We start from the raw sequence: 18124 nt of genomic DNA on the forward strand, positions 1-18124 counted from the left end.
GTCTTCTTTCCCGGGTCAGTCGATGGTCACGTAGTCGGCGCCGGAGTAGTGCCCGGTCTTCAGCTTCTGCCGCTGCAGGAGCACGTCGTTGAGGAGGCTGGAGGCCCCGTACCGGAACAAGTGCGGCTGCAGCCACTCCTCGCCCACCGTCTCGGCGACGGTGACGAGGTACTTGATGGCGTCCTTCGAGGTGCGGATGCCGCCGGCCGGCTTCACGCCGACCTTCTCGCCGGTCGCACGGTGCCAGTCGCGCACGACCTCGAGCATGAGGAGCGTCACCGGCAGGGTCGCCGCCGGCTGCACCTTGCCGGTCGAGGTCTTGATGAAGTCGCCGCCCGCGAGGATCGCGAGCCAGGACGCGCGCTTGATGTTGTCGTAGGTGTTGAGCTCGCCGGTCTCGAGGATCACCTTGAGCGACGCGTAGGTGCCATCGGGGCGGCGGCACGCCTGCTTGACGCGGGCGATCTGGTCGAACACGATGCCATACCGGCCCGCGAGGAAGGCCCCGCGGTCGATCACCATGTCGATCTCGTCGGCACCGTGGGCGACGGCCTCGGCGGTGTCGGCGAGCTTGATGTCGAGCGAGGCGCGGCCGCTCGGGAACGCGGTGGCGACGGCGGCGACGCTCACTCCCCCGTCATCGGGGTCGCCGTGCGCGGCGCCGAGAGCCTCGACGGCGTTGGGCACCATGTCACCGTAGACGCAGACGGCCGCCACGCGCGGGCACGTCGGGTCGGAGGCATCCGGATTCAGCGCCTTCGCGACCAGCGAGCGCACCTTGCCAGGCGTGTCGGCACCTTCGAGCGTGGTGAGGTCGATGAGCTCGATGATCTTGTCGAGCGCCCACGCCTTCGACGTCGTCTTGATCGAGCGCGTACCGAGCGCGGCGGCGCGCTGCTCGAGTCCGACGGCGTCGACGCCGGGGAGTCCGTGGAGGTAGCGCCGCAGCGTGGTGTCGTCGGGCTGCCCGCCGAGCAGCTCGACGGCTCGCTCGGGCAGCGTCACGATGGAGGTGCCTGACATGTCCTGACCTGGCTTTCATTGGATTCGGAGATGGGATGCTGACGCCGCGGCTCAACCGTCGAGCAGGTGCTGCGCCGTGGATTCGTCGGTGACGAGCACGGTGCACAGGCCCGACGCGACCACTGCGGCGGCGATCGCGCGTTTTGAAGTGCCGGCGATCGCGGCGATCGCGACATCGGCGCGACGCAGGTCGTCGAGCGAGACCCCCACGGTGCGCGCATCGAGCTCGTCATCGGCGATGCGTCCGTCGGCGGCGATATACCGCCCGACGACGTCGCCGACCGCGCCCGCCGCGACGAGCCGGTCGATATCGGCGGTCGTGAGGTAGCCGCTGTCGACGTGGACGGAGCCGTGGTCGGCGGGACCCGCGCTGAAGAGGTACGCGTTCGCCGAGCGCGCGGCGTCGAGCACGCCGGCAACGACGCGGTCGGCCTCGATCGCCTCCTTGGTCGCACGCCGCTCGAGGATGGCCGGGCTCGGCAGCAGCGCCGCCGTGCCCCCGCCCTTCTGCGCGATGCTGACCGCGGTCGCCGCCGCGGTGCCGGGCCGCTGGCTCATGCTGACGCCGCCGTTGATCTGCACGACATCGGTGCCTCCCGACCACCCGTCGCGGAGGTGGTGCGCGATGTCGGACAGCGTGCGCCCCCAGCTGACACCGAGCACGCGCGGATTCGGCCGCATCCCGGCCAGGTAGTCCGCGGCGGCCTGGGCCACGCGCTGCGGGAGTTCGTCTTCGCTGCGGACGCCCGCGCGTGACACCACGACGGCGTCGATCAGACCGCGCTCCTCACGCAGGCGTCGCTCGAGCTGCGGTCGGCGCGCGCGGGAATGGAGGATCTCGATGCGGACGAAGCCCTCCTCCTTCGCCTGGGTGAGCAGGCGCCCGACCTTCCAGCGGGTGATCTGGAGATTGCGGCCGATCTCCTCCTGCGTGAGGTTCTCCTCGTAGTAGAGCTCGGCTGCGCGGATCGAGAGAAGTTCGTCGACGGCGTCCACGATCCTCCTTCCGTCGTCTCCTCCAGGCTGACACGGACCGAGGGCGCGCGCCAACATCTGCACAGACTTTGCTCAGATGAGCATGGCGGCTCGAGCGGCGAAAGGCGACGGCGGCTTCAGCCGCCGGTGCTCGCCGGCGGCGACGCGGTGACCTTCGCGTGCCTCAGCAGCACGATGAGCCCGATGCCGACCACCACGACGAATGCGATCGTGAGCGACGTGAAGGCGAACCAGTTCTCGTCGAGCGCGAGCACGATCGCGGCCGAGATCACCGCGATCGCAGCGGCCACGAGCTTGGAGCCGAACTTGAGCCCCATTCCCGGGCTCAGTCGCCCCGCCGGGGAGTCGCCTCGCGCGAGGATCAGGTCGGCGAACGCGTCGAGCGTCGCCAGCAGCGAGGCGGAGTACGCCACCGCGCACCCGAGCGCGCCCCACAGGTTGGGGGAATCGGCGGCATCGGCGGCCGCCAGCAGGTCCAGCGCGTGCACGGCTCGATCGTAGAGGCGAGCGGGTGCGCGGGTCTACGGGTCCTGAGACGCGTCGACGAGCGGATGCGGGACCGGCGTGTCAGGCCAGCTCGTGCCGCACGCGCACGATGTCGTCGCTCATCTGCGCGATGAGCGGCTCGATCCCCTCGAACGCGACCATCCCGCGGATCCGCGACACGAACTCGATCTCGACGACGTGTCCGTACAGGTCGAGGTCGGTCTCGCCGAGCACGTACGCCTCGACCTGGCGCACCTCGACGTCGTCGAACGTCGGGTTCGTTCCGATGCTGATGGCCGCGGGGTACCGCACGCTGCTGCGCGGCTCGGATGCTCCATCCCGAGGCGCCCCCTCGTCCACCAGCCATCCGGCATAGACACCCTCGGCAGGCACGAAGCCTTCGAGGTCGGCCGAGAGGTTCGCGGTCGGGAAGCCCAGCTCGCGACCGCGCTTGGCACCGTGGACGACCTCGCCGCGCACGGCGTGGGGTCGCCCCAGCAGGCGAATCGCGCCCGCCACGTCGCCGGCGTCGAGCAGCTCCCGCACCCACGTCGAGGAGACGCGGCGGCCGGCGTCGATGGCGCGCACGTCGTCGACGACGTCGACCTCGAACCCGAACTCAGGTCCGAGTTCGCGCAGCAGCTCCGGGTTTCCGGCACCGCCGCGGCCGAATCGGAAGTCCGCGCCGACCATCACGATCCGCACGCCGAGCGCGCCGACGAGCACGTGCTCGACGAACTCGCGTGCGCTCAGGTCCGCGAGCGCACGGTCGAAGGTGAGCATGAGCGTCGCGTCGACGCCGGCGTCGGCGAGCAGACGGAGCTTCTGCTCGACGCCGACGAGGCTGTCGGGGCAGATCTCGGGGCGCAGCAGCGCCAGCGGGTTGCGGTCGAAGGTCACCGCGACGACGCGCGCACCGGAGGCCTCAGCATCCACCCTCGCCCGATCGATGACCGCGCGATGCCCCGAGTGAACCCCGTCGAACTTGCCGATCGCGACGACCGAGGGCCCGAAGCCCGCGGGAACCTCACTCGGATCGCGGAAGACGATCACGATGCGACCGCCGCGGGTGCGGGGGTCGGCGCCTCGGCCGCGGGGTGGTGCGTCGCGAGCCACCAGATGCCGAGGAACGGCAGCACGAGCGGGACGAACAGGTAGCCCATGCCGAACCACGACCACACAGTCGGGTGGGCGAAGAGCTCCGGCATGACGAGGCTCAGCGTTCCGATGACCAGTACTCCGACGAGCTCGAACACGATCGCCACCCACGCCACGACATACCAGCCGCGGCGGCCGGCGAAGATCAGCGCGAGCGTCGCGACGATGTAGACGATCGCGGAGAGCGCCGACAGCGTGTAGGCGACCGGCGCCTCGTCGAAGCGTTCGACGATCTGCACGAAGGACCGACCGGTGGCGCCGAGGGCCATGATCGCGTAGACGATCACGAGCACGCGGCCGCTGCCGGTCATGCGGGGGCGAGCGGGAGTGGTCGACATAACCAGACGAGTTTAGTTCGTGTCGCCGGGGCCGCGGCTTCTCAGGCCACCTGGACGGCCCAGATGACGTACATGCGCCACACCATGACCGCGATGGACAAGGCCGCGATGCCCATGATCACCGTGCTCCAGCGGCTGCGCTCGAGGAGCGCCCACGCGACCGCGGCGAACGGCAGCAGCACAGCCGACACGAGGTAGACCCAGAACTCGAGCAGGCTCCCCGACGGCGGATTGCCCGTGAGCGGCGCGACGATCGCGATCACGACCTGCACCAGCAGCAGCAGTTCGACGAGCGCCAGCGAGCCGACCGTCCAGTCGCTCGGGCGACGACCTGCGAGGCCGGCGATCACGCAGAACAGCCCGGCGGCGACGGCGACGGCGACCTGCGCGATCGTGAACCACAGGATCATCGGGCAGCCTCCTCGGGCATGTTCATCGCGCTCTTCACGTCGGCGCCGCGCCGCTCGACGATGCCGACCAGCACACCGTCCGGATCGATCGCGGCGGTCGGGTTCGCGGGCAACCGCTCGGCGGCGCCCAGCAGTCGCTTGCCGTGGCGGAGGTCGCGCGCCTCATCCGCGGTGACGTCGAACCTGCGGAGCACAGCGGTGGCGGCGGCCGCAGGGGCGAGCAGCGGGGCGTCGGCCAACATGTCGACGTCGGCGGCGTCCGCGACGTCGAAGGGGCCGATCCGCGTGCGCCGCAGCGCAGTGAGGTGACCGCCGACACCGAGTGCCGCGCCGAGGTCTCGCGCGAGCGAGCGGATGTAGGTTCCGCTCGAGCAGTCGACGACCACGTCGAGGTCGACGACTCCCGCCGTCCCCGGGTCCGTCGGAGGGCGGCGCTCCGCGAGTACGTCGACCCGCGACACGACGACCTCGCGGGCCTTCAGCTGCACGTCCTCCCCCGCACGCGCGAGGTCGTAGGCGCGGCGCCCGTCGACCTTGATCGCCGAGTAGGTGCTGGGGACCTGCGAGATGCGGCCGGTCAGTGCGGCGATGCCGGCGGCGATCTCGGCGGAGTCGAGGGACGAGGCATCCGTCGCCGACACCGTCTGGCCCTCGGCATCGTCGGTGTCGGTCGCGACACCGAGCCGGATGGTCGCCTCGTACGTCTTGTCGAGCCCGACCACGAAGGTCAGCAGGCGCGTCGCGCCCTCGACGCCGAGGACGAGCAGGCCCGTCGCCATCGGGTCGAGCGTGCCGGCATGGCCGATCTTGCGGGTGCCGAGTGCGCGTCGCGCACGCGCGACGACGTCGTGCGAGGTGATGCCGCCGGGCTTGTCGACCAGCAGGATTCCGGGTGCCGCCATCAGCTGCGCCCGACGATCCGGGGGTGTGCGAGGTCGGCGTTGTCGACGAGGACGGATGCTGCGTCCCGCGGGCGTGCCTCGTTCAGGTAGATCTCCTGCCCCTGGCGGTAGCGTGCGTTCGACGGCGCGTCGGGGTCGGGATCGGAGCCGTCGCGGAGCGCCATTCGCGCATACGAGATCTCGAAGGGAACGTCGAGCCACACCGACCAGTCCCACACGTCCTGCAGCTCGGGACGGTGGAGGAAGATGCCGTCGACGACGAGCACCGCGTCGAGCGGGGCGGTCACCCACTGCGACTCGACGGGCCGGTCGCGCGCGACGTCGAACGCGGCGAGCTGGAAGCCCGTCGCGCCGGCGGTCTGCGCGCCGTCCCGGAACGGGTCGATGAGCACGCGGCGGAACGTGGCGTAGTCGTAGGAGTCCCGGTAGAAGCCCTCGGCGCTCCGCCGCCCGCGGACGTAGCGCTCAGCGCGCGGGCGATGGAAGCCATCGATGCTCGCCCTGAACACCGCGTCGCCGGTCTCGGCGAACACCTCGGCGAGACCGTCGGCGAAGACCGTCTTGCCCGCCCCGTCGAGCCCGTCGATCGCGACGATCACCCGCCCGGCGGGGTAGCGCCGCCGCACGCGGTCGCGCAGCTCGCGCCACAGCGTCGTGGTCGGAGTGACGGGCAGGCGCATGGTTCCAGCCTACGGCGCGGCGGCTGGTCGACTCGCCCGAGGTCAACCGCAGAGCTCGTACGGCGGCATTTCTGCCGTCGTCACCGTCACCGCCGTGATCACAGGCTCCTCCCGGTAGGTGAAGAAGATCCGACCGGCCTGAACGTGAACGATCTCCGAGTCGACCGCACCCGGAACCTCGACGGCATCGGGGTACGCCGCCCGCACCTCGTCGACGGAGGATCCGACACCGATGCCCTCGGTCGTGCGAGGACCGGAGGAGGCGGCCGGATCTGCCCAGGCCGAGGTCCCCACGACGCTGACCGGGGAGCGGTCGGGCGCCGTCTCCGTGCCTGCCATGTAGACGTCATAGTCATATGCGCCCTCGGTCCACCACGCCACCGAATCGCACCGGTCGGTGTCGTTGCGGGTGTCGCCCGGCATCAGCGCCAGTGCGTCGACGAACGGCGCGCCGAGAGTGATCGGGCCGATGCCCCGATCGGTGATCACCCACGTCGACGGATCGTCCGAATCGACCGTCGACGTGGCCGTCGACTGCGGGTCGGCGGACGCGGCCGGAGCAGGCGCCGACGGCGACGGCGACGGCGACGGCGATCCCGCGGACCGCGGAGCGGGACTCGCACAGGCGGTGAGCAGCGCTGCGAAGAGCAGCACGACGATGGCGGATGCCGGCAGACGCATATGACTCCTCGTGAATCGCGTGAGTCCACACTAAGGGCGGGCAGATCAGAGCCTCTGACGCACTCGGGCGATCGTGATGAGGTTGTGACGGGTCGCCCCGAGGCGCCCGGCACGACCTACGCTGGAGCGCATGCCCGACCTCGCCGCTCCCCTCGTGGACTGGTACCGGGCGAACGCCCGCGACCTGCCCTGGCGGCGACCGGGCTTCGGGGCGTGGGGCGTGCTGGTGAGCGAGTTCATGCTGCAGCAGACCCCCGTGAACCGGGTCATCCCGCATCTCGAGGCCTGGCTGGTGCGCTGGCCGACGCCGACCGATCTCGCCGGCGCCGCCCCTGCCGACGCGGTGCGGCAGTGGGCCAACCTCGGCTACCCGCGACGGGCGCTGTGGCTGCAGCGCGCGGCGGTCGAGATCCGCGATCGCCACGACGGGATCGTGCCGCGCGACGTCGACGCGCTGCTCGCGCTCACCGGCATCGGCGACTACACGGCGCGGGCGGTGGCGGTCTTCGCCTACGGCGACCGGCACCCCGTCGTCGACACGAACACGCGACGTGTGCTCGCACGCGTGACCGGGGGCAGGTCGCAGCCGGGTCCTCCGTCGCGGCGCGACCTCGACGCGATGGAGGCGATCCTGCCCGACGACCGCGGGACGGCGGCCATCGTGAATGCGGCGGCGATGGAGCTCGGCGCGACGGTCTGCACCGCGCGGATCCCCCGGTGCGAGGTCTGCCCGCTCAGCGATCGCTGCGCCTGGCTCGCCGCCGGTCGCCCCGACACGGGCGACGAACGCCGCAAGCAGGCGCGCTACGAGGGCAGCGACCGGCAGGCACGTGGTGCGGTGCTGAAGACGCTGAGGGATGCTGCGACCCACGCGGTGCCGCTGGCCGACGTCGTCCCCGACTGGCCGGACGCGCTGCAGCGCGACCGCGCGATCGACTCGCTCATCGCGGACGGGCTCGCCGAGGCCGCCGACGGGACCCTGCGCCTGCCGCGGTGACGATGGCCGTCGGGAACGCAGAACGCCGCGACCGGATCGAGCCGGTCGCGGCGTTCTGCGTGAGCTGCGCTCCGCCTACTCGTCGTCGTCGAGTTCGCGGGGCTTGAGGTACGGGTCGGCGTCGCCGGCGTAGGTGGCCGAGGCGGCGAGCCCCGCGACCGCGGCGTCCCGCTCCTGCGCCTCGCGCAGAAGGTCGGCGATGTGGCCCGCGTTCTCGGGGATCGCGTCGGGGATGAACTCGAGCGACGGGGTGAGGCGCACGTTGAGGTGCTTGCCCACCTCGGAGCGCAGCATCCCGGTCGCCGCCTTGAGCGCCTTGGCGGAATCCTCGCGCTCCTCCGCAGAACCCAGCACCGTGTAGAACACGGACGCGTGCTGCAGGTCACCCGTGACGCGCACGTCGGTGATCGTGACGAAGCCGAGGCGCGGGTCGCGCAGACCCTTCTCGAGCCTCTCGGCCAGGATCACGCGGATGCGGTCGCCCAGACGGGCCTGACGTTCCGAAGACATGATGATGCTCCTTTCGAAGCGTGAGGGACGCCCTGATGATCTCAGGGCGCCCCTCACGTGCGCGGTTTACGCGCGGGGCTTCTCGACCATCTCGGTGGTCTCGATCTCGTCGCCCACCTGGATGTCGTTGTACTTGCCGAGGCCGATACCCGCCTCGAAGTCCGTGCGGACCTCGGTGACGTCGTCCTTGAAGCGGCGCAGCGACTCGATCGCCAGACCGTCGGCGATGACGACGCCGTCGCGGATGACGCGCGCCTTGGCGTTGCGCGTGATCGTGCCCGAGCGGACGATGACACCGGCGATGTTGCCGAACTTCGAGGAGCGGAACACCTCGCGGATCTCGGCGACACCCGACTGGACCTCTTCGTACTCCGGCTTGAGCAGGCCCTTGAGCGACTGCTCGACGTCGTCGATCGCGTTGTAGATGACCGAGTAGAACCGGACATCCACACCCTCACGGGCGGCGCGCTCGCGCGCCTTCGTGTCGGGACGGACGTTGAAGCCGATGACGATCGCGTTGTCGATCGTCGCGAGGTTGATGTCGGACTCGGTGATCGCACCGACACCGCGGTGGATGATCCGCAGCTGGACGGAGTCGTCGACCTCGATCTTGAGCAGCGACTCCTCGAGCGCCTCGACGGCACCCGACACGTCGCCCTTGATGATGAGGTTGAGCGACTCGACCTTGCCCTCTTCGAGAGCGCGGGTGAAGTCCTCGAGCGAGATGCGCTTGCGGGCCTTGGCCAGCTGGGCGTTGCGCTCGGCGGCCTCGCGCTTCTCGGCGATCTGGCGGGCGGTGCGGTCCTCTTCGGTCACGATGAACGTGTCGCCGGCTCGCGGCACCGAGTTCAGACCCTGCACCTGCACCGGGCGGGAGGGGAAGGCCTCCTCGACCGGGTCGCCGTTCTCGTCGATCATCGCGCGAACGCGGCCGTAGGCCGTGCCCGCGACGATCGCGTCACCGACACGCAGCGTTCCGGACTGGATGAGCACCGTGGCCACCGAACCGCGACCCTTGTCGAGCTTCGCCTCGATGGCGACACCGCGGGCGTCCTTGTTCGGGTTGGCCGTGAGGTCCAGACCCGCGTCGGCGGTGAGCAGCACCGCGTCCAGGAGCTCCTGGATGCCGGTGTTCTGACGGGCCGACACGTCGACGAACATGACGTCGCCGCCGTACTCCTCGGCGACCAGGCCGTACTCGGTCAGCTGCTGTCGCACCTTGGCCGGGTTGGCCTCGGGCTTGTCGACCTTGTTCACCGCGACCACGATCGGCACGTTCGCCGCCTGGGCGTGGTTCAGCGCCTCCACCGTCTGCGGCATGATGCCGTCGTCGGCCGCGACCACGAGGATCGCGATGTCGGTCACCTGCGCACCGCGGGCACGCATGGCGGTGAACGCCTCGTGACCCGGGGTGTCGATGAAGGTGATCGCGCGCTCGATCTCGTCGTGCTCGGTCCAGACCTGGTAGGCACCGATGTGCTGCGTGATGCCACCGGCCTCGCCCGCGACCACATTGGTCTGGCGGATGGCGTCGAGCAGTCGCGTCTTACCGTGGTCGACGTGACCCATGACGGTCACGACCGGAGGACGGATCTCGAGGTCTTCCTCGTTCTCCGCCTCCAGCTCGGCCTCGAGGTCGAGACCGAAGCCCTCGAGGAGCTCCTTGTCCTCGTCTTCGGGCGAGACCATCTGGATCTTGTAGCCGAGCTCGGCGCCGAGCACCTCGAACGTCGCCTCGTCCAGCGACTCGGTGGCCGTGGCCATCTCGCCCAGGTTGAAGAGGATCGTCACGAGCGTGCCGGGCTGCACGGTGTAGCCGCGCAGCGCCTCGAGCTTGTCGGCGAAGTCCGCGATCGATGCGCCGCGGCGCAGGCGGATGATCTCGCCGTTGCCCTTCTGGACGTTGACGCCGCCGACGACCGGCGCCGACCGCATCTCGAATTCCTGCCGCTTCGCGCGACGCGACTTGCGCTGCTTGGACTTGCCGCCGCCCTTGCCGAAGGCACCGGCGGTGCCGCCGCCGGGGCCGCGTCCACGACCGCCGCCACCACCGGGACGACCGGCGAAGCCGCCGCCCGGGGCGCCTGCACCCGGCGCGCCGCCGGGACGCTGGAAGCCGCCGCCGGCACCGCCGGGACGACCGGGACCACCGGGACGCTGCTGGAACGGAGCGCCGGGACGACCGCCACCACCGGGGCGACCCGCGCCACCGGGACGCGGAGCGCCGGGACGGGGTGCCCCCGGGCGCGGAGCCTGGGGACGCGGGATGTTGCCCGGGCTCGGGCGCTGGCCCATGCCCTGTGCGGAGGCGAAGGGGTTGTTGCCCGGACGCGGGCCGGCCGGGCGCTGGCCCATGCCCTGCGACGACGCGAAGGGGTTGTTGCCGGGACGCGGCGTACCACCCGGGCGCGGGGGCTGCGGCGTGGCGGCGGCGGGGCCGCCGGGCTTGGGCGCACCGGGCGCGGCCGGGGCGGCCGGAGCCTTGGCGGCCGGAGCCGCAGGCGCGGCCGGGGCGGGCGCGGCGGGAGCCTTGGCCGCCGGAGCAGCCGGTGCCTCCGGAGCGGCCTTCGCCTCCGGGGCGGCCTTCGCCTCCGGGGCGGCGGGGGCAGCCGGAGCGGCCGGGCGCGCCGGACCCGGCTTGGCAGCCGGGCCGGGTCGACCCGCCGGCGCGCCGGGCTTCGCCGCGGGCGCGGCGGGCTTCGCCGGGGCGGGCGCACCGTCACCGGACTTGGCCGCGCCGTCGGCTTCGAGCGCAGCACGGAGCTTCCGCGCTACGGGGGGTTCGATGGTGGACGAGGGGCTCTTGACGTATTCGCCGAGCGCCTTCAGCTTCTCGAGCGCGACCTTGCTGTCGACGCCGAGCTCGGAAGCGATCTCGTGCACGCGTGGTTTGGCAGCCACAAATTCTCCTGTCTGGGTCCACCCAGACAGGGCAGACCGTTATTGGCGGACGGGTCTCATTTCGAGCCGTTCACTTTGTTTCCATAGCCGTTCAGCCTTTTCGCTGTATGTGCTGTTCGATGGTCTGCGTGTCAAGCGGGCCTGACACACGCAATGCCCGCACGAAGGCGCGGCGCCGAATCGCGGCATCCACGCACTCCGGCGTCTCGTGCACCCACGCGCCTCTTCCGGGCATCGATGCGCGCTCGTCGACGACGAGGACGGAATCGATGGAGACCACCCTGAGGAGGGTGGCCCGGGGAGCACGCGTGCGGCATCCGACGCACGTTCGTACAGCCTCCATATTACACCGCGCAGCTGGGAGCCGGCGCCGCGGGTCAGCCCTCCTCGAGGATCGAGTCCGGCTGGATGTCGATCTTCGCGCCCGTGAGCTTCGCGGCCAGGCGGGCGTTCTGCCCCTCCTTGCCGATCGCGAGCGACAGCTGGTAGTCGGGCACGAGCGCGCGCACGGCCTTGTTCGAGGCGTCCAGGATGAAGCTCGACGTCACCTTCGCGGGCGACAGGGCGTTCGCGACGAACTTGGCGAGCTCGGGGTCGTAGTCGACGATGTCGATCTTCTCGCCGCCGAGCTCCTCGGTGACCGCGCGGACGCGGCGGCCGAGCTCACCGATGCACGCGCCCTTCGCGTTGATCGAGGGGTCGTTCGCCTTCACGGCGATCTTGGTGCGGTGGCCGGCCTCGCGCGCGAGCGAGACGATCTCGACCAGGCCCGCGGGGATCTCGGGCACCTCGAGCGCGAACAGCTTGCGGACGAGCCCGGGGTGCGTGCGCGAGACGGTGATCTGCGGGCCCTTGGTGCCCTTTGCGACCGAGGTCACGTAGACGCGCAGGCGCGCGCCGTGCGCGTAGTCCTCGCCGGGCACCTGCTCCTCGGGAGGAAGGATCGCCTCGACCGTGCCGAGGTCCACGTGCACCATGCGCGGGTTCGGTCCCTGCTGCACGATGCCGGCGACGATGTCGCCCTCTTTGCCGCGGAACTCCCCCAGCACGGCGTCGTCGGCGATGTCGCGCAGACGCTGGCTGATGACCTGCTTGGCGGCGAACGCGGCGATGCGGCCGAAGTCCTCGGGAGTCGACTCCTCTTCGCCGACGACGGCGCCCTCGTCGTCGAGCAGGGGGATGAACACGGCCACGTGACCGGTCTTGCGGTCCAGCTCCGCGCGCGCGCCCTCCGGCAGCTCGCCCGTGGGCGAGGTGTGCTTGGCGTAGGCGGTCAGGATCGCCTGTTCGATGATGCGCACGAGCTCGTCGAAGGGGATCTCCTTCTCGCGCTCGACAGTCCGCAGCAGTCCGAGATCGATGTCCACAGTGGCCTCCGTATTCAGCTCTCACCAGCGCGTCGATGCGCGCCGGAACCCTCCAACATTACCGGATGCCGCGTCCCGCGGTTCCGCGAGTCGGCTCCGGGCCGGGCGGCCCCCGTCGTCGCGCTGCCCGCACGCCGCGATCACCGGGCCGGGCAGTCGTCGACGTGCGTGTCGGAGTGGCGGAACCGGGCATCCGTCCAGGTGATCAGCACCGGGACGAAGTGCGATCCCGGCAACAGCGTGCGCAGATGGTCGTAACCGCGGTACTCGAGACTGCGCACCTGGTTGCCCTCCGTGCACAGCCGTTCGACGAACTCGTGCTGCAGATGGGGCGGGATGACCTCGTCCTCGTCGCCCCACGCGATGAGGATGGGCTGCGTCCACGGGCCGGCCGGGGTGTTGTCGTCAAGGCGCCTCCCGAGCGCGCCGGCCGTCAGGTCGCCCACGTAGAGCGGGCGGTCCTCGGAGACGCCCAGTGCGGTCGCGACCGACACGATCACGCCGGGCTCGGACGGGCAGCGCTGCGTCATCTCGCGGACGATCGCCTCCGAGCCGGGCGCGATGTAGCGGGTGAGATCGACATCGCCGTACGTGTCGGCGTACGGCACGAGCACCCACGAGATGAGGATCGACAGCAGCGCGTTCGCGTCGCCGCTGGTCAGCTCCTCGGCGAGCGCGACCGGCTCGGCGGCCGGCGCGAGCAGGGCGGTGCCGCGCACCTCGAGATCGGGCGCGTACTCCTGGGCGATCTGCGAGGTCCAGAGGGCGGCGTGCCCGCCCTGCGAGTGCCCCCACACTGCGGTCCGGCTCGAGAGGCTGACGCCGTCGAGCTCGCGCGCTGCGATGACGGCATCGAGCGACGACCGCGCCTCGCCGCGGCCGATGAGGTACGGGAAGACGCCGGGCGCCCCCTGCCCCGAGTAATCGGAGGCCACGACCACCCAGCCGTTCGCGATCGCCTGATCGAGTCCGGGGATCGCCCACTTCGTGGCCGACGCGTCGCGCAGGCTCGGCGCACAGCCGCGCGCGACGCCGGTGGTGCCGTGGTTCCACACCACGACCGGCCGCGGGCCTGGCGGCGGGTCCTGCGGCACGATGACGAGCGCGCTGGCCACCGCCGGCTGGCCGTTGGCATCCCGGGTCGTGTACAGGATGCGGCGGACGTCTGCGCCGGCGGGCTTCTGGCCCGAGAAGTCGTCGCTGCGGATCAGGCGCCCATGCTCGTACGGCACGACGGCGGGCGGGTCGTAGAACGCGTCCACCACCTGGGCTCCGTCCTCGAACCACGAGTTCGCCCACCACCCGCCGATCGCGAGCGCCACCAGCATCGCGGAGAGCGCGTAGCGCCCCGCGGCCAGCCACGCCGCACGGGCACGGCGGCGTGTCGGGGAGGCGGATGCGGGGACGGATGCTGCGGGCAGCCCCGTCGCCGGCACCGAGCGCCTTCCTTCCACGAAGGCGCGCACCGCGCGGATCAGCAGCGTGGCCCCGAACACGATCGTGCGCACACCGAAGATCACCGCCACGACGAGGACCGTGACGTCGGGCCACGCGTACGACAGGACGCCGAACGCGATCTGCGTCCCGCCCCAGACGCCGGCGAGCACGCGCTGGCTCACGCTGCCGCGCGACACCGCGTCGTAGATCGACGCCAGGCCGCCCAGCACGAGCAGCACGGCGATGATCTCGGGCAGCAGCTCGAGCGTCCGACCGAGACCGAAGAGGATCGCGAGCCCGAGCCCGATCCACAGCCCGCCGAACATGACCCGCGACCAGACGGGGGTCTCCGGCGCGGCGAACAGGCGCGCCAGGCCGGAGAAGACGGCGCTGAGGCCCACGTACACGGTCAGCAGCACGAGGGATGTGAGCGGCCGCGTGACGATGAGGAGCCCGGCGAGAAGCGACAGCGCGCCCACGGCGACGAGCACGACGGGAGGGGCTCCCCGCACCAGGCGGGGTACGACGCTCCAGCCGGTCGCCGGCGGTCGACGGCCCTCGCGGATCATCCCCCCAAGATAGAACCGCCTCTCTGGGAGGAACCGATGCGCGATGCGTCAAGCCCCCTCGAGTGGCGCCGCAGCGGTCTAGCGTGAGGGAGGTGACGACCGGTGGGCGCGTGAAGAGCAGCGCGAAGCAGCTCGCCCGCGGTGCGGAGTCGAGCAGCGTCTTCGAGGGCGTCGCTCGGGGCGGCTATGTCGCGAACGCGGTCATCCATGCACTCATCGGCGTCATCGTGATCGTGATCGCCTCAGGTGGCAAGGGCGAGGGCGACCAGGCCGGCGCCATGAAGGCCGTGGCGGGTGCTCCCGCGGGCTTCGTCGTGCTGTGGCTCATCGCGGTCGGGCTGTGCGCGCTCGGGGTGTGGCACGCCGCCGAGGGACTCCTGGCCAGGGACCGGTCGGGCGACACGAAAGGCTCCGCCCGCAAGTGGGGACGCCGCGTCGCCGAATGGGGGCAGGCCGCGGTGTTCCTCGTGCTGGGCCTCATCTCGGCGGCCGTGGCGATCGGCGCGCGACCGGACGCCGACCAGACGGCCGAGGATGCCAGCCGCGAGCTGCTGCGGGTGCCCGGCGGTTCCCTCGTCCTGGCGGCGATCGGCCTGGCAATCGCGATCGCCGGCGTCGCATTCGTGACGATGGGCCTGCGGCGCAGCTTCCGCGCGCGCATGCAGATTCCGGACGGCGCGCTCGGGCGAGGGGTCACGGTGCTCGGCGTCGTGGGATTCGCCGCCAAGGGGGTCGCCCTGGCCAGTCTCGGCGTATTGCTCATCGTGTCCGCGCTCGGGACCGACGCCGACACGGCGGGCAGCCTCGACGGCGCCATCGACGCCATGCTGGCACTGCCGTTCGGCCCGGCGCTCGCATGGACGGTCGGCATCGGATTCCTGGCGTACGCCGCCTTCACCGTGGCCCGTGCGCGCTTCGCGCGGATGTGACCGCCGGAGGCGGGTGTACGGCGCGGCGGCCGTGCTGTCAATGCCCTGGCGCCGTGCGCGGACTCGACAGAACCTGGCGGCATGACCCACACAGAGGAAGATCTCGTCACCGGCCCCGAAGCGATCGCGCGGGTCAAGGAACTCGTCGAAGACATCGACTTCACGATGCTGACCACCCGCGACTCGTCGGGGAACCTCGTCAGCCGGCCGATGAGCACGCGGCAGATGGACGATAAGGGCGACATCTGGTTCTTCACCCTCGCCGGCACCGGCAAGGTCGCCGAGAGCCAGGCCGATCCGCAGCACGACGTCGGGCTGTCGTACCTCGACTCGAAAGGACACCGGTACGTGTCCGTCGCCGGTCGCGCGGAGGTCGTCCGCGACGAGGCGAAGATGAAGGAGCTGTACTCGCCCAGCCTCGACATCTGGTTCGAGGACGGGCTCGACACCCCCGGCATCGTGCTGCTGCGCGTGACGCCCGTCGAGTGCGAGTTCTGGGAGCCTCGTCACGGCAAGCTCGTCACGGCGGCGGGCATGCTCAAGGCGCTCGTGACCCGGGACACACCGGACGACACCATGTCGCACGGCAGAGTCAGCTGCTGACGTCCGCCGTGGATCCGCGGCGACCCCGACCCGAAGTCCTGAGGCAGACGCGGGGACGCCGCCCCGCCTGAGGAGGGCGGGACGGCGTCTCGATCCGACGCTCGGGCCTCAGCCGCGGTACACCTGCACGACCGACGGGCGGGGCGCCGTCGGCACGGCGCCCACCGCGGTCGAGCCGAAGTCGGGGAACAGCGAGTGCGGCTCGGCGAAGGTGCCGCCTTCACCCGGGTGCTGCACCGCGACGAACACGATGCCGTCCTCGTCGTGGATGACCGGACCGCACGTCTCGGCCTCGCGCGGCACTGCGAGGAACTGCTGTACGTGTCCGCGCTCGGCTCCCTCGAGCGGCACCAGGAACAGGCCGTCGTTGTAGCCGATCGCGCTCGGCGCGCCGTCGGTCGAGATCCAGAGGTTGCCGGCGGAGTCGAACGCGACGTTGTCGGGGCAGGAGATCGGCGACACGAGCTCCTTGGGGAAGCCGGCGAAGTACGAGTTCGCGAACACGGCGGGATCGCCGCACAGGAGCAGGATGCTCCAGCCGAACGTCCTGCCCGCCTGGCCGGCGGTCTCGGTCATCTCGATGACGTGGCCGTAGCGGTTCCCCGTGACCGGGTTCGCCTCGTCCAGCGTCGCCACCGAGCGGCTCGAGTTGTTCGTGAGCGCGAGGTAGACCTTGCCCGTCTTGGGGCTCGGCTCGACGTCCTCCGGGCGGTCCATCTTCGTTGCGCCCACGGCATCCGCTGCCAGACGCGTGTAGACGAGCACCTGCTCGGTCGTGAACCCGGAGACGACGCTCCGGCCGTTCTGCGTGAGCGGGATCCAGGTGCCCGAGCCGTCGAACCTGCCGTCGGCCGGCAGGGCGCCGTTGCCGGTGATCTGGTTCGCCGGGGAGTTGCCTGCGAACTGGGCGACGTAGAGATCGCCCTCGCTCAGCAGCTCGAGGTTCTTCTTGCGCGAGCCCGAGATCTTGTTCTTCGAGACGAACTTGTAGAGGTAGTCGTTGCGTTCGTCGTCGCCCATGTAGGCGACCACGCGGCCGTCCTCGGCGACGATGACGTTCGCACCCTCGTGCTTGAACCGACCCATGGCGGTGTGCTTGCGCGGGGTCGATGTGGGGTCCTGCGGGTCGATCTCGACGATGTACCCGAAGCGGTTCGGCTCGTTGACGTAGTCGGCATTGTGCGCGTCGAAGCGGGGGTCGTACTTCTCCCAGCCGGTCTCGGTGCCGGTCGACGGTGTCGACTGATACCGCTTCTGCGCCGCGGTGTCGGCCGCCCACGCGAAGTAGCCGTTGAAGTTCTCCTCGCCCGAGAGGATCGTTCCCCAGGGGGTGGTGCCGCCGGCGCAGTTGCCGAGCGTTCCGTGCACCCAGCGACCCTCCGGGTCGGCGGCGGTCTTCACCAGGTCGCTGCCGGCCGCCGGACCGGTGAGTTCGAACACCGTCTCGACGGTGATGCGGCGGTTGCGCTTGCCGTCGACGACGTACGACCACGGCTCACCGGTGCGCTTGCGCGTGATCTCCACGACGGACATGCCCTGGGCGGCCTTGAAGATGTCGCCCCGGCGCTGCAGTTCGGCGGCGTCGGTCGTCGGCGGGAACATGAGGTTCGGGTTGCAGTACTCGTGGTTGTTGACGAGCACGCCTGTCTTGCCGCTGGGGTCGGCGACGATGTCGAGGTAGTCGCTGTTGTAGCCGAACTGCACGGCCTGCGCGGCCGGGGACTGCGCGTTGATGTCGAAGACGGGCGCGTTCGAGAACAGCGGGTCGCCCCAGCGGATGATCGGCTGCCAGGTGTATCCGGCCGGCACGGTGAACTCGTCGACCAGACGGTTCACCGGGTCGATCGGGTCGAACGGGAGGCTGCCGCCCGCCGGACGCGCGAAAGCGGCACCGGCTCCGCCGACACCCGACGAGCCCGGACCCGACAGGGGCGTCTGCCCGCGGAGCCCGCCGACGGTGATGGCGACCGCACCGGCCGCGCCCAGTCCGAGGAGCGCGCGACGCGACAGCGCAGCCGATGCGACTTCCTGGAACGTCTCGTTGTGCGACGAGTTGCACTCGGGGCCCACGCACGCGTTGGCGCACTTGAACTGGCACGTCACGGCGAGGCGCTTGCCTCGTGCGTGGTCGGCCATG

At 70.9% G+C, this 18124-nt stretch carries 18 protein-coding genes; 3 read left to right on the forward strand and 15 right to left on the reverse strand.

Features of this window, described 5'->3' with window-relative positions:
* Positions 1-15: 15 nt before the first annotated feature.
* The 9 genes from deoC to MRBLWH7_RS07145 all read right to left on the reverse strand — a co-directional run bounded on the left by deoC (position 16) and on the right by MRBLWH7_RS07145 (position 6674).
* Positions 16-1023, reverse strand: coding sequence for a deoxyribose-phosphate aldolase (deoC, locus tag MRBLWH7_RS07105; protein ID WP_342000577.1), 1008 nt, complete (start codon positions 1021-1023; stop codon positions 16-18).
* Positions 1024-1074: 51 nt separating this feature from the next.
* A complete protein-coding gene (locus MRBLWH7_RS07110; RefSeq protein WP_342000579.1) occupies positions 1075-2019 on the reverse strand; it encodes a sugar-binding domain-containing protein in 945 nt (314 codons plus the stop codon).
* A gap of 116 nt (positions 2020-2135) precedes the next feature.
* Positions 2136-2507, reverse strand: coding sequence for a hypothetical protein (locus MRBLWH7_RS07115; RefSeq protein WP_342000581.1), 372 nt, complete (start codon positions 2505-2507; stop codon positions 2136-2138).
* Positions 2508-2586: 79 nt separating this feature from the next.
* Positions 2587-3558, reverse strand: coding sequence for a bifunctional riboflavin kinase/FAD synthetase (locus tag MRBLWH7_RS07120; RefSeq protein ID WP_342000582.1), 972 nt, complete (start codon positions 3556-3558; stop codon positions 2587-2589).
* Positions 3555-4001, reverse strand: a complete 447-nt coding sequence (locus MRBLWH7_RS07125) for a hypothetical protein (RefSeq protein ID WP_342000584.1) — start codon at positions 3999-4001, stop codon at positions 3555-3557. The genes MRBLWH7_RS07120 and MRBLWH7_RS07125 overlap by 4 nt, the downstream gene beginning before the upstream one ends.
* 41 nt (positions 4002-4042) lie before the next feature.
* Positions 4043-4411 (reverse strand): hypothetical protein, encoded by a 369-nt coding sequence (locus MRBLWH7_RS07130; RefSeq protein WP_342000586.1) that lies wholly within the window; start codon positions 4409-4411, stop codon positions 4043-4045.
* Positions 4408-5313 carry a tRNA pseudouridine(55) synthase TruB gene (gene truB, locus MRBLWH7_RS07135; RefSeq protein ID WP_342000588.1) on the reverse strand — a complete coding sequence of 302 codons (906 nt, stop codon included), beginning with the start codon at positions 5311-5313 and terminating at the stop codon, positions 4408-4410. Before truB ends, MRBLWH7_RS07130 begins: the two co-directional genes overlap by 4 nt.
* Positions 5313-5993: a uridine kinase gene (locus MRBLWH7_RS07140; protein ID WP_342000589.1), complete on the reverse strand. Its 681-nt coding sequence runs from the start codon at positions 5991-5993 to the stop codon at positions 5313-5315. The genes truB and MRBLWH7_RS07140 overlap by 1 nt, the downstream gene beginning before the upstream one ends.
* Positions 5994-6035: 42 nt before the next feature.
* Positions 6036-6674, reverse strand: a complete 639-nt coding sequence (locus MRBLWH7_RS07145; protein WP_342000590.1) for a hypothetical protein — start codon at positions 6672-6674, stop codon at positions 6036-6038.
* Positions 6675-6804: 130 nt separating this feature from the next.
* Here MRBLWH7_RS07145 and MRBLWH7_RS07150 point away from each other — a divergent pair, with 130 nt between their 5' ends.
* Positions 6805-7671, forward strand: coding sequence for an A/G-specific adenine glycosylase (locus MRBLWH7_RS07150; RefSeq protein WP_342000591.1), 867 nt, complete (start codon positions 6805-6807; stop codon positions 7669-7671).
* 75 nt (positions 7672-7746) lie between these two features.
* On the opposite strand, the gene rbfA is transcribed toward MRBLWH7_RS07150, so the two are convergent.
* The 5 genes from rbfA to MRBLWH7_RS07175 form a co-directional block, all read right to left on the reverse strand.
* Positions 7747-8181: a 30S ribosome-binding factor RbfA gene (rbfA, locus tag MRBLWH7_RS07155; protein WP_056370212.1), complete on the reverse strand. Its 435-nt coding sequence runs from the start codon at positions 8179-8181 to the stop codon at positions 7747-7749.
* Positions 8182-8247: 66 nt separating this feature from the next.
* Entirely contained in the window at positions 8248-11082 is a 2835-nt protein-coding gene (gene infB / locus MRBLWH7_RS07160; protein ID WP_342000595.1) for a translation initiation factor IF-2, read from the reverse strand.
* 91 nt (positions 11083-11173) lie between these two features.
* Complete coding sequence (locus MRBLWH7_RS07165) at positions 11174-11425, reverse strand: YlxR family protein (protein WP_342000598.1); 252 nt, start codon at positions 11423-11425, stop codon at positions 11174-11176.
* Positions 11426-11459: 34 nt separating this feature from the next.
* Entirely contained in the window at positions 11460-12449 is a 990-nt protein-coding gene (gene nusA / locus MRBLWH7_RS07170; RefSeq protein ID WP_342000600.1) for a transcription termination factor NusA, read from the reverse strand.
* 140 nt (positions 12450-12589) lie between these two features.
* On the reverse strand, positions 12590-14455 hold the full coding sequence (locus MRBLWH7_RS07175; protein ID WP_342000602.1) for a lipase family protein: 1866 nt from the start codon (positions 14453-14455) through the stop codon (positions 12590-12592).
* A gap of 92 nt (positions 14456-14547) precedes the next feature.
* On the opposite strand from MRBLWH7_RS07175, the gene MRBLWH7_RS07180 reads away from it, so the two are divergent.
* On the forward strand, positions 14548-15384 hold the full coding sequence (locus MRBLWH7_RS07180; RefSeq protein ID WP_342000604.1) for a DUF1206 domain-containing protein: 837 nt from the start codon (positions 14548-14550) through the stop codon (positions 15382-15384).
* Between the two features lie 81 nt (positions 15385-15465).
* Positions 15466-15987, forward strand: a complete 522-nt coding sequence (locus MRBLWH7_RS07185) for a pyridoxamine 5'-phosphate oxidase family protein (protein ID WP_342000606.1) — start codon at positions 15466-15468, stop codon at positions 15985-15987.
* Positions 15988-16095: 108 nt separating this feature from the next.
* Here the strand turns inward: MRBLWH7_RS07185 and MRBLWH7_RS07190 are convergent, their stop codons facing one another.
* Complete coding sequence (locus MRBLWH7_RS07190; RefSeq protein WP_342001953.1) at positions 16096-18123, reverse strand: PhoX family phosphatase; 2028 nt, start codon at positions 18121-18123, stop codon at positions 16096-16098.
* Between the last annotated feature and the right edge of the window lies 1 nt (position 18124).

This window comes from Microbacterium sp. LWH7-1.2 (assembly GCF_038397755.1).
Lineage (GTDB): Bacteria > Actinomycetota > Actinomycetes > Actinomycetales > Microbacteriaceae > Microbacterium.

Bases quoted from the DNA above. Each gene is read 5' to 3' on its own strand.
- MRBLWH7_RS07145 (WP_342000590.1), bottom strand. From the start codon at position 6,674: ATGCGTCTGCCGGCATCCGCCATCGTCGTGCTGCTCTTCGCAGCGCTG.
- rbfA (WP_056370212.1), bottom strand. From the start codon at position 8,181: ATGTCTTCGGAACGTCAGGCCCGTCTGGGCGACCGCATCCGCGTGATC.
- MRBLWH7_RS07130 (WP_342000586.1), bottom strand. From the start codon at position 4,411: ATGATCCTGTGGTTCACGATCGCGCAGGTCGCCGTCGCCGTCGCCGCC.
- MRBLWH7_RS07190 (WP_342001953.1), bottom strand. From the start codon at position 18,123: ATGGCCGACCACGCACGAGGCAAGCGCCTCGCCGTGACGTGCCAGTTC.
- MRBLWH7_RS07175 (WP_342000602.1), bottom strand. From the start codon at position 14,455: ATGATCCGCGAGGGCCGTCGACCGCCGGCGACCGGCTGGAGCGTCGTA.
- MRBLWH7_RS07140 (WP_342000589.1), bottom strand. From the start codon at position 5,993: ATGCGCCTGCCCGTCACTCCGACCACGACGCTGTGGCGCGAGCTGCGC.
- deoC (WP_342000577.1), bottom strand. From the start codon at position 1,023: ATGTCAGGCACCTCCATCGTGACGCTGCCCGAGCGAGCCGTCGAGCTG.
- MRBLWH7_RS07165 (WP_342000598.1), bottom strand. From the start codon at position 11,425: ATGGAGGCTGTACGAACGTGCGTCGGATGCCGCACGCGTGCTCCCCGG.
- MRBLWH7_RS07185 (WP_342000606.1), top strand. From the start codon at position 15,466: ATGACCCACACAGAGGAAGATCTCGTCACCGGCCCCGAAGCGATCGCG.
- truB (WP_342000588.1), bottom strand. From the start codon at position 5,313: ATGGCGGCACCCGGAATCCTGCTGGTCGACAAGCCCGGCGGCATCACC.
- MRBLWH7_RS07150 (WP_342000591.1), top strand. From the start codon at position 6,805: ATGCCCGACCTCGCCGCTCCCCTCGTGGACTGGTACCGGGCGAACGCC.
- MRBLWH7_RS07125 (WP_342000584.1), bottom strand. From the start codon at position 4,001: ATGTCGACCACTCCCGCTCGCCCCCGCATGACCGGCAGCGGCCGCGTG.